Raw genomic sequence first — 11705 nt, 5'->3', positions numbered from 1 at the left:
CCGAGGCGCGCCGTCAGGGGGCGCGCGGTCTGCGTGCGCACCCCCTGACGACGACCGGGTCAGCTCAGGCGACGTCGGCGAGACCGCGCCAGCGCGGCACCCGCGCCGACGAGCGCGGCGCCGCCGAGCACCCAGGCACCGAGGGCGAACGTGCCGCCCGTGGCCGCCAGCGATCCCGGCTCGACGACGGTCACTCCGTACCACCCGATGACGCGGCCGTCCGCGCCGGTGATCGCGAGACGGTGCTCGCCGAGCGGCGCGTCGCTGGCCACGCGGAGCGAGACGGTTCCGTCCGCGGCGACGGTTCCCGATCCGAGCGCGCTCGGCGTCGAGAGCAGCCAGCCCGACACGTTTCGGCCGGCCGCGGCGGTTCCGACGGTGATTCTCACCGTCTCACCGCGCACGAGCGTCGTCGGACCCGACACCGCGTCGCGCGTCGCTTCCGTCAGCTCCGCTGACGTCGGAGCCTTCGAGGTCGTCGGCTGCGTCGTCGAACTCGGCGTCGGTCCCGCCGTGGGGCCGGGGGTCGGCGGGGTCGAGGGCCCGGGCGTCGGCTCCGGCTCCGGGTCCGGGTCCGGGGTCGAGCCGGCGGACGCCGTGAGCGCCGACACGACGATCCGGTCGATGATCGGAGACAGCTCCGCCCGCAACGGGATGCCGGGGAAGTTGTCCTCGGCGAAGGTCTCGCCATCGAAGTTCGGCTGCTCCGACGATGCGAACCGGATCTGGTTCTGCCCCTGGGCGAGGTCGAGCACCAGGGTGCGCTCCCAGAAGTTGTTGCGGTGGAAGGTCGGCACGAACAGCACTCGTTGCGCGGCGCCGTCGTTGACCGAGATGTCGGCGTGACGGGCCATCGGGTTCGGGTTGTAGTGCGTGGCCGGAACCTGCTCGGGGTTCGAGAACCGCACGACGACCGCGTGCGGACCCGCCTCGGCGGCATCCACCGTGAACGTGAGCGTGTTGTCGTTACCCGGCTCGCCGCCGATGCCGTCGACCGCCGCGCCGCCGTCGGCGAGGTCGGCTTCGACGACCGTCGCCGTCCCGGCGAGTGCTCCGTCCTCGGCCTGGTAGGTGCGGTGTTCGATCTTGTCGCGTGAGCCCGAGACGGTGATCTTGTCGAGGGATGCCGCACCGTGCACGACGATCCTGTTCACGCCGCCCTGCAGCTGGACGTCGGCCGCTCCCGCGCGGGAGAGGTCGAGGATGTCGTCGCCGTTGAGGCTGACCGTTCCGCCGCCCGCGCCCGCGACCTCGAGGTAGGCCTCGCCGTCGGTGTCGCTGTAGACCCAGAAGGTCGCCGAGTCCGCGGCGTCGAGGACGACGGAACCGGGGTTCTGCACCGACACCTCGCCGTTGTGGTCGGAGTGCTCGGCCTCGTACACGGTGCTCGGGGCCGCCTCGGTCGTCTCCAGCGTGATGCGATCGATGATGGCGTCACCCTGGGTCGAACGCGATCCGTCCACGCTCGAGGTCGAGAGAGCGATCTCGTGACGTCCGGCGCTCAGCTCGACCCGGGTGTCAGCGTGGTCCCACACGACCCAGCGGTAGCTGAGGGGCAGGTGGATCTCCTGTTCGCTGCCGCCGTCGACGGTGAGGAACACGTTCGTCGGGCCGTTGTCGGCGATCTCGGGGTCGGTGTTGAGGCTGCTCGAGAAGACCGACAGGTCGTACGAGCCGTCCTCGGGCACCTCGACGGTGAAGACCGCGGTCGAATCGGCGCCCGTGCGGAACCCGCCGATGTTGTAGGCCCCCGAGGTGAAGTAGTTGCCCACGGCGTTCGGCGATCCCTCGGGACCGTTGCGCGTCACGTCGCCGGTCAGGGCGGCATCCTCCGCCTCGTACGAGCCCCGCCAGGTGGCGGCGACGTCGATCGGCTGCGCGTTCTCGCCGGGGGTGACGACGATCTCGTAGGCATCGGAGTCCGTCATCGCCGGCAGCCCGTCACGGCCGAACGGCACGGTGATCGTCCCGTTCTCGACGGCGACCACCCGGTCGCTCAGGAGCCGCGGCTCCGACGAGTCGCCGATCTGCCCGGTCCACCCGATCTCGCGCACCTGGACGCGCACCGACGTTCCGAAGGTCTCGCTCGAGATGCCGGTGACGTCGACGGGCGCGCTGCCGTTGGCACCGCCGACGAGCGCTCGCGCGACGCGCTTGTCGTCGTCGATGGAGGCCACGCCCTGGAGCGTGTAGTTCACCCCGGGTGAGGGCGGGGTGACGGTGGCGGACTGACCGCTCATCTGCGCGTAGGCGTTGTACAGCCACCACTGCCCGTTGCCGCGGTTCTGCTGCACCGCCGAGTCCGACAGGTTGCCGTTGATGTTCCAGAAGGCGATCATCGCCTCGACCTTGGTGTCTTCGATCGCCGACATCCACTGCACCATCTGGCCCGGGACCGAGGTGTGGTAGTTGAACGCGTACTCGTTGATGTTGATCGGACGGGGCTCGCCCTCCCAGGCGGTGCCGGCGAATGCCGCGGCCTCCCAGCCGCGGTAGCGCGCCACCGACTCGCGGATGGCCTGCGGGTGCGACAGTTCGTGCCAGGTGACGATGTCGGGCACGGTGTCGGCCTGCACCGTGTGGCGGAGGAACCCCTCGACCTGTGCGAAGAGGTGCTCGGTTCCCGGGCCGGCGATGCGCAGCGGGATGCCGGTGCGCTCCGACCAGTCGCGGATGGTGCGGTAGGTGTCGTCCCACATCGCGAAGTAGACGGTGGGGTCATCGAGCCACGACACGTTGCCCGACAGCGACCACGGCACGTTGCGGTTGCTGAACATGTTGCCCTCGGGCTCGTTGAACGGCTCGATGACGAGGTGATCGGCGACGTAGCCGCGCTGGGTGTCGTCGACCGCGGCGAACTGCTCGATCATCTCGAGCTGGTCGTTCAGGCGCTGGGTGTAGTCGGCGCGCCGCTCTTCGGGCGTGCTGCCCGGCACCTGATACGGGAAACCGCGGTAGTAGTCGGTGATGCGGAGGTAGACGTCGCCGCCCGCGCGGGCGAGGTTCGGCAGGATCTCCAGTGCGTCCGACCCGGGGTGTTGGCCGCCGTCCTGCGCTTTGGTCGCGACCGAGCGGACGTTCATCCCCTCGATGAGGTTGTCGGTCGGCATGCCGTCGCCGTAGAGGCCGTAGAGCAGGCCCGACGCGCCGCCCTGGAATTCGCCGGTGCGCGCCGACAGGTCGACCGTGAGCTCGCCCCGGGCGACGGTCACGTCGGTGCGGACGCTCTGGCCCGCCGCGACGCCCGACACGGTGAAGGTGCCGGGTTCGGCGTAGCGCTCGGCGGGGACGTCTTCCCAGTCGATGGCGATGTCTCGGGCGTAGCCGTCCGAGAACGCTCCGCGAACCGCCGGCGCAAGCGCGGGGGCTTCCCCGATCCGCGTGGATGCGGTGAAGACCTGCTGCGTCAGCGACTGCAGCGTGGGCTGCGCGGTTCGGCTGATCTCCGCCACGTCGGACGCGGTGAGCGCCGCCCGGTAGATGCGGAAGTCGTCGACGGCTCCGTCGAAGGCTGGATCAGGGTAGAACGACCGGCCGATCGAGCCGCCGAACTCCGACGTCGCCGTGACAAGTTCGCCGGGGGTGATGTCGGTCGTGGTGGTGGCCAGTTCCGTGCCGTTGATGTACGCGGTCAGCTCGTCGGCGTCGGCGTCGAGGGTGAACGCGAGGTCTACCCAGTCGCCGACGCGGAGGGGGTTCGAACCCAGGATCTGCTTCTCGGCAGCGCCGCCGCTGGCACGGGTGATGGCCGTGCGCAGGTTGCCGTCACCCGATTGCGGCGTGAAGAAGAGGTACTTCTGGTTGTCGGTGCCGATCCCGAAGAGCCACTGCCAGTTCGCGCCGCCGTCCCAGCGAACCCGCGTCGTGACGCTGAGGTCCGTCGCCCCGGCGATGGGGTCGCGCGGGATGCGGATGGATCCGCCGCTCAGGTCGAGCGCGGCGCCATCGGGTCCCGCGATCGTGGTTGCCGCGCCCGAGAGTGCACCGTTCCAGCCGTTGCCCGACGAGTCGGGAACCACGCCGTCGGCGACGCCGTCCATCGAATAGTGCAGGTCGGGTTCGGGGGCCGCGGCCGCGGCGGGCAGGGCGGCGCCGGTCAGCGCGAGGCCGCCGCCGACCGCGAATGCGGTGGTCACGGCGGTGACGCGTCTGCGCAGGTGGCGCGATCGTGGATGGGTCATGTCGTTGCCTCTCTTCGGAACGGTGGAGTTCGGGTCGTGCGGGGGGTGGGAACAGGAGCGGGTCGTCACGGCTGCGGCGGTTGCGCGACCGAGCCGCGGTCGATGACGACCGGCGGAAGCAGGAGGTGGGCGTCGCGGGGCGCGGCGTCCTCGATGGCGCCGACGAGCTGCGCCACGGCGCGGCGCCCGAGCTCTCCGGCGGCACTGTCGATCGCGGTGAACGGCAGCGAGAACGCGCGGGCGAAGTCGTCCGAGTACCGCCCGATGACCGAGACGTCGTCGGGCGCGCGCAGGCCGCGTTCCCGCAGGACGAACGGCAGCGCCGCCGCGGCGGCCTCGTTGTTCAGCAGGATGCCGGTCGCATCGGGGTGCATGTCGAGGATGTCGTGCAGCTGGCGGCCGACGTCCGGCTGCGATGCGGCAGCGTGGTGACGGTGCAGGGTCACGCCCAGCCGATCCGCCATCTCCTTCGCCCCGGCGGCCAGACGCCAGACGTAGGCCCCGCCCCGGTCGACGACGTGGCGGGGTTGCGACACGAGGACGACCTCGCGGTGATCGAAGGCGTGGAGGTGACGCACCATCAGTCGCCCCGTCGAGCGGAAGTCGAGATCGAAGACCAGGAGACCCGCGGGGTCGCCCGGCGACCCGATGAGGACGCTGGGCTGATCGATCTCCGCCAGGACGCGAAGCCGGTCGTCGTTCTCGCCGACGTTGAGGAGCACGATCCCGTCGACCATGCGAGACGCCGCGAGTCGCCGCAGCGCCGCGACGCCGTCTTCGTCCGACACCAGCAGGGTGTCGTAGCCCAGATCACGAGCGCCGTCGGTCACCGCTCTGATGAACTCGAGCATGGCCGGCGCGAACTCGTCGGAGAGGAATCTCGCCATCAGGGCGAGCACCTTGGTCTGCGATGTCGCCAGCGCGCGTGCGCCGGCATTCGGGGTGTAGCCCAGCGACTCGACGGCCTCCCGGACGCGCTGGCAGACGGGCTCGGAGATCGTTCGTTTGCCCGACAGCACATACGAGACGGTCGCCCGGGATACGCCCGCCGCGAGGGCGACGTCGGTGATAGTGGCCATGATGCCTTTCGGGTGAACCGGTTCAACGGTGAACCGGTTCACCGCGCCGTCGGAGTTCTCGGGAGAGGAAGAAGGAGAGGGGAAGGGGCCGGGGGTGTGATCCCCCGGCCCCTCGGCGTCACGCCGCGCGGCGGCGGCGGATGATGCCGATGGCGACCAGCGCGAGTCCGAGCAGGACCACGCTCGCGCCGATTCCGATGGTGTTCGCGACGACGCCGGCCTCCTGACCCGTGGCGGGAAGACCCGACACGGTGGGAGACGTCGCGCCGGGCGTGACCACCGTCACCTGCGCCGTCAGCACACCGCCGGGCACGACCAGTGCCACGGTGTGCACGCCGGCCTCGGCGTAGGCGGGAACGGTGAACACACCGGATGCCGTCCCGTCGGCGCCCACGGTCAGGGTGCCCAGGCGGACCGGGGTCGACCGGAACTCCACCGCGAACACCGTGCCCGGCTTGGCGCCCGAGACGCTCACCGGCAGCTGACCGCCGGGGGCGACCTGCGTGACGCCGAGGCGCAGCACCTCGTCGCCCGTCAGCGAACCGCTCGGCTCGCCGCCGGGATCCGTGCCCGGACCCGTCCCGGGGTCGGTGCCCGGACCCGTTCCGGGATCCGTCCCCGGGTCGGTGCCGCCGGTCGTCTTGGCCGGGACGGCTGCCTCGGCCACGGCCGAGACGTTGCCGGCGACATCCGTCACCCGCACCTGCGCGGTCGTCGCGGCATCGCCGGTCGGGATCGCCCCGCCCGTCGCCGTCGCCCACGCGCCTTCGCCGAACCGGTACTCGACCAGCGCCACTCCCGAGAGGGTGTCCGTCCCCGTGGGGGTGATGGTGCGGGATGCCGCATTCCAACCGACACTCGCCTCGGGCGCCGCCGCGTCGCGCTTCACCTCGACCGAGCCGGGCTCGGAGGTGTTGCCTGCGGCATCCGTGGCACGGAACCACACGGTCGTGGTTCCGTCCGCGGCGACCTCGACGGGCGCGGTGTACGCCGCCCAGGCACCGTCGCCGACGCGGACCTCGATCGCCGGTGCGTCGTCGCGATCGTCGATCGCCGTCGCGCTGACGCTCACCGTGCCGGTGTGCCAGCCGCTGGCCGGCGCCGCCGGCGACACGGCGGCCGCGACCACCGGGGCCTGCGTGTCGGGGACGACCACCTCGGGCTGCTCCCAGACCTGCCATTCCTTGATGCCGACGCTGCCCTTGCCCGACTCGGTCCCCGCCGGAGTGAGGTTCAGGCGCAGACGCGTCGTCTCGACGGGTGCGAAGTCGACCGTGTTGTAGGCGTCCTTCGCGACGCCGTAGTCACCGGTCGCCTCGACGGGGACCCAGGCCTCGGCATCCGCATCCCAGTACTCCGCCGCCCAGTCCTTCGGCACGTCGATGCCGAGTCCCTGCGCGTCGATGTTCGAGACGAAGTACACTCCGAGCGAGCTGACGCGCACCGGTTCGGTCCACTCGTACTGCACCCACTGCGGCGAGACCTCAGGCCACACACCCCACACGTTGGCGTTGTCGTTGGGGGTGACATCGCCCGATGAGGTCGGCTGGACGTTGTCGTTCAGACCGTCGACCGTGTTCCAGCCTGCCGTCCCCGATGCGGTCGGGGTCGCCAGCAGCGCCACGTTGCGGCGCTGCTCACCATCGGCCCGGGGAACGGTGCGCTCCACGATCTGCGAGACGTTGCCCGCGGTATCGGTGGCCCGCACCGCGACCCGCGTCTCGTCGAGACCGACGAGCACACTGCCCGTCAGCGGCGTCCAGGCCTGGTCGTCGTTCAGCCGGTACTCGACCGAGACGACCCCGGATGCCGCATCTGTGGCGGTCGCCTTCACGGTCCGCGAGACGGCGTCGGCGGTGACCTCCACCACCGGGGCGGTGGTGTCGATGCGCACGACCTGTTCAGCCACCGCCGACTGGTTGCCGGCGGCATCCGTCGACCGTGCCTGCACGACGTGGCTGCCGTCACCGTCGACCGAGACGGCCGCGGTGTATGCCGTCCAGGCCCCCTCGTCCACGCGCACCTCGGTGCGGGGAGCGGAGTCCTGGTCGTCGGTCGCAGTGACGGCCACGGTGACCGCCTGCGTGTGCCAGCCCGAGTCGGGCGCGGCGGGCGAGACCTCGAAGGCGACGGTCGGCGCCGTGGTGTCGTCGCCACCGGCTCCGACGGTCACGGCGGCCGAGGCGGCCTTCGTTCCCGGCAGATCGCTCTGCACCGTTCCGGCGACGGTGAAGTCGCCGGCCTGAGCGTACGAGGCGGGCTCGACGGCGTTCCAGGTCACCGGGAGGTCTTGCCGCGAGCCGTCGTTGAACAGCACGCCGACACTCTTCGGCAGCACCGGCGCCACACCCACGAGGGTGCGGGTGGTGACCGTATCGACCTGGTTGATCTGGCCGGGGGCGGTAGCACGCACCCAGACCGTCGCCTTCGCCGGCAGCGGCGACCCCGGGACGATGCCCGAGAGCGGGAAGCTGCCCTCGCCCGCGACCTGGTCCTCGGTGACGGGAGCCCACGAGACCGGGAGGTCGGCGTGGCTGCCGTCGGAGTACGTCGCGTCGACCGTCGTCGGCAGCTGCGGGATGGTGCCCACCGCCGTCCGGACGTCGATCGGCTCGATCGCCGTCGGGGCGTCGGCGTACACCTCCAGCTCGCTGACGGCCACGGCGGCGCGTGCCGCCCCGGTGCCGGCTGCCTCGAGCACGACCCGCAGGCGGGTGGTGGTCACGGCGTCGAAGGTGACGTTGTTCGGAGAGGTGCGGTCGATGCCGTACGCCGAGGCGCCGCTCACGTCGGCCCACGCCGAGCCGGTCCAGTACTGCGCCTTCCAGCTCTTCGGAACGTTCACGCCGCTCGTCGAAGCCGGGTCGGCCTGATCGCTCCAGAAACTGATCTCGGCACCGGCGATGCGCTGCGGCGACTGCCATTCGTACTGCAGCCAGCGGGTCGCCGGGTGGTTGCCCGACCAGGTGCCCCAGATGTCGCTCTGGCTGCCACCCGAGAACAGCACCTTGCCGTCGTTGACCGCGCGCACGTTGTTCCACGACGCGGTGTACTCGGCCGTCGGCACCGCGTCGGGTGCGACGTTGGCTCCGGCGGTGGCCGGCTCGCCCTGCACGGTGACATCGGCCTGCGACGTCTTCTCGCCGTCGGTGGCGGTCAGGCGCAGCACGTACTCACCGGCGTCCGAGAACCGGGCCGTCGTCGATGCCGAGGCGGCGTCGTCGAACAGCACCGTGGCGCCGTCGGGCGCGCTCTGCACCGTCCACTGCGAGCTGAGCTCACCGCTGGGCAGTCCGTCGTCCTTCACCGAGCCGACGAGCGCGGCTGCTCCGCCGACGGATGCCTGCGGGTTCTCCCATGCCGTCACGAGCGGCGCCTGGTTGGTCGACTCCGGCGCTGCGAGACCGGTGCGGAACACCTGCAGCTCCTTGACACCGGTCTTGGCGCCGGCCGCGTGGGTGACCGTCAGTCGCACGGCGTCGCCGGTGACCTCGGGGAACTGCACGTGGTTGTAGTTCGCGCGCGGGTAGGCGGGCATGCGTGCCTGCTGCGGGATCGGCGTCCACTGACCGTTCCGGCGCACCTCGAGCGTGTACACCGACGGCTCGGCATAGCCGGCCGCCGTCGCCGACGACGAGCTGTCGTAGAAGTACACCCGTGCGTCGTCGAAGGTCTGCTCTCCGCCGAGCTCGACGGTCAGCGCGTCCTTGACGTTGGGCGAGCCTGCCGTGCCCCAGAAGGGCTCGTTGATCGTCGTGCCGTTCACGGCGCCCGCGGGCTCGCGCCCGGGAGCCGAGAACGTCGCGGTCGCCGACTCGGCGAGGTTGGCGCTGCCCGTGCTGGCGGTGCGGATGTCGGCACCGGCCTTGGCGAACAGGTCGACGATGCGGGCGTCGTCGGCGAATCGCACCTCTTGCGGCGTCTGCACGGCGGATGCCGTGGCCGTCACGACCTCGGCGTCGCCGCCCAGCACCTCGACCTCACCGGTGGCGGGGTCGTAGACGACGTGTGCGAGGTCGTCGACCGTGAACGCGAGCTCGCCGTCGAGGAAGACCGAGTAGCCCTCGGGGACGTCGTCGCCGTAGTGGCGCTCGCCGCCCGGCTGGTCCCACGTGACGGTGAGGTCGCGGTCGCGGTAGCGGATGTTGTTGGCCGTGAAGTGATCCCAGCCGATCGCGATCGGGTCGAGCTCGATCTTGGCGTCGCTGCGGGTGCGCACGCCCATCGCATCCTCGATCATCGTGAAGTTCGTCGCACCGAGGATCGTGTGGTGGATCCACGAACGGTAGTCGATCTTCTGCGGGTCGGCCGATCCGTTCGCCCAGAACTCGTTCTGGTCCGGCAGGCGGTTGTCGCCGCCGTTCTGGTAGTGGGCCCAGGCGTTCCAGTAGAGGAGCTTCTTGTACCACTCCGCGTTGATGGCATCGGTGGGGTAGTCGCGCAGCACGGTGGAGAGCATGCGGAACGTCACCGTGGAGTTGATCACCGAGAAGTTGTTGCTGCCCTGGCCGCCGGTCGCGTTGTAAGCGGCCTGGTCGGCCTGGTTGGCGGTGAAGAACGGGAAGATCGGGTACTGCTTGTCGTCGGCGAACAGTCGGAGCGCCTCGACGTAGTCGTCGTCGTAGTCGGCGTCACCGGGCTTGGGGACGAGCCCGACGGTGAAGGGGTAGTAGTTGTTGATCTCCTTCCAGGGCACGTGCTCGCCGTTGTTCGCCATCGCGTGCTCGAGGAGCTTGCGATCGGGGTTCCACAGCACGTCCATGACCTGGGTCTTGATGTTCTGCGCGAAGGCTTCCATCTCGTCCGCCTTGGCGGTGTTGCCCGCGACGCGGTAGGCCTCCGCCGCGGCGAGCGCGTTGGAGTACAGGTAGGCGTTCTCGGCGCGGTCCTGGAACCCGCCCTTCCAGTGGAACGACACCGCATCCGCGTCGTTGCCGGTCATCGCGCCCCAGTCGTACTCGATGAGGCCGTTGCCGTTGTGGTCGTAGGCGTCGACGAGTCCCTTGACGTCGTACTCGGCGTACTCGGCGAGGTTCTGCGCGATCGGGGTCGGGCCTCCGTGCAGCTCGTAGGCGCGCCAGGCCGCCTCGGAGATGTACTGCGTGTAGCTGTTGGACCAGTTCGCGGGGTCGCCGGGGTTGTCGACGAACTTGTAGCTCTTGCTCGTCTCGCCTGCCGAGACCCACGGGCCGTACGAGTAGATCGGGTCGCGGAAGTACTTCAGGTCGTCGATGAACATGCCCGTCGTGAGCACGATCGCGTTGTTGTAGCCGAGCACGCCCTCCATCGAGGTCGGGAACTGGTAGGTGTTGCCCGGCATGTCGGCGTCGAGGAAGTTGTAACGCATCAGCCACCAGCGGTAGTAGAGCGTCTTGTCGATGTTGTCTTCCGGGGTGTCGAGGTAGGGCACGTTCTCGGCCCACCACCGGTTGTAGAGCGTGACGTGAGCGGTGTACGCCGCCGCCGAGGTGGCCTCGCGGATCGCGTCGTAGTCGGCGCGCGAGTCGGCGATCTCGTCGGTGACGAGGCCGAGCTGCACCTTCGTCGACGCCGTCCCTCCCGCGGGCACCGCGAGGGTGCGCACGAGGGTCGCGCCGGCGGGGGTGAACTGGTCACCCGACAGCCGCGGCGAGAGCTTCGTCAGGTCGTTCAGCGCCTGGACGTGACCGACGAGCTCGTCGCCCTCGGCCGTCGCGGCGTAGGGAGAACTCACGATGAGCTCGACGTCGACGGCGCCGCCCGTGGCGCGCACGTCGAGGTTCGTCACGAGCACGTTCGCGTCGGTGATGAACTTCGTCTGCACGACCTCGATGCCGGTGCCCGCGTCGGTGTGCACGCTCTGCCAGTAGCTCGGGGTCTGCTTGCGCTTGGTCGTGTCCTCGGTGAGGGCGATGTCGGCGCCGCCGACGCGAGCGGTGATCGTGTAGGCGTTCCGGCCGTCGATCGACTCCCAGTACGCCAGCTGCCCCGCGAAGCCGAGGACGGCGGGGTTGTGCTCCTTCATGAACGCGGCGCGGCCGCGCGTGAAGAGCCACTGGTTGTTGTCGCCGAAGCTGCCGGCGGTGCCGGTGCGGGCGAGCATCTCGTCCATCCAGAAGTCGTTCTGGGCGTTGCTGCCCGCGCCTGCGGCGACATCGGCGTCGAAGATCCGCATGAGCTGGTTGCCGGGAGTGTAGGTCACCCCCGTGTCCGGCACGGGGTTGGGGCTGCCCGTGAAGGTCGGATAGCCGATGTCTGTGTTGGCGGCGTAGGCGGGCGCGACCGCGAAGGTCGTCGCCAGCACGGCCGTGACCGCTGCGGTAGCGATCGCGGTTCGCCCGAGCCGACCGGAGGTCGTCGGAGTGCAGTCCACGGTGATTGATTCCTCTCGGCGCCGTTCGTCCATGAGCGACGCGTGCGTGCTCGGACGCTACAGAGAGGATGCCGGGTTCCGCAACGCTTTTCG

Annotated in this window: 3 protein-coding genes; all 3 read right to left on the bottom strand. The window is 70.3% G+C overall.

The features are described from left to right. Positions 1-59: 59 nt before the first annotated feature. Positions 60-4181 carry a LamG-like jellyroll fold domain-containing protein gene (locus ABIC53_RS14955; protein ID WP_354452093.1) on the bottom strand — a complete coding sequence of 1374 codons (4122 nt, stop codon included), beginning with the start codon at positions 4179-4181 and terminating at the stop codon, positions 60-62. Positions 4182-4246: 65 nt separating this feature from the next. Beyond that, the gene (locus tag ABIC53_RS14950) at positions 4247-5260 is read right to left on the bottom strand and encodes a LacI family DNA-binding transcriptional regulator (protein ID WP_269268064.1); all 1014 of its coding nucleotides are present in this window, start codon (positions 5258-5260) and stop codon (positions 4247-4249) included. Positions 5261-5378: 118 nt separating this feature from the next. Then, positions 5379-11612, bottom strand: a complete 6234-nt coding sequence (locus tag ABIC53_RS14945) for an OmpL47-type beta-barrel domain-containing protein (protein WP_354452090.1) — start codon at positions 11610-11612, stop codon at positions 5379-5381. Positions 11613-11705 lie beyond the last annotated feature (93 nt).

It is taken from the genome of Microbacterium sp. 1262, from assembly GCF_040544895.1.
GTDB lineage: Bacteria > Actinomycetota > Actinomycetes > Actinomycetales > Microbacteriaceae > Microbacterium > Microbacterium plantarum.
This window is presented reverse-complemented; position numbering and strand designations above follow the sequence as displayed.

Bases quoted from the DNA above. Each gene is read 5' to 3' on its own strand.
- ABIC53_RS14950 (WP_269268064.1), bottom strand. From the start codon at position 5,260: ATGGCCACTATCACCGACGTCGCCCTCGCGGCGGGCGTATCCCGGGCG.
- ABIC53_RS14955 (WP_354452093.1), bottom strand. From the start codon at position 4,181: ATGACCCATCCACGATCGCGCCACCTGCGCAGACGCGTCACCGCCGTG.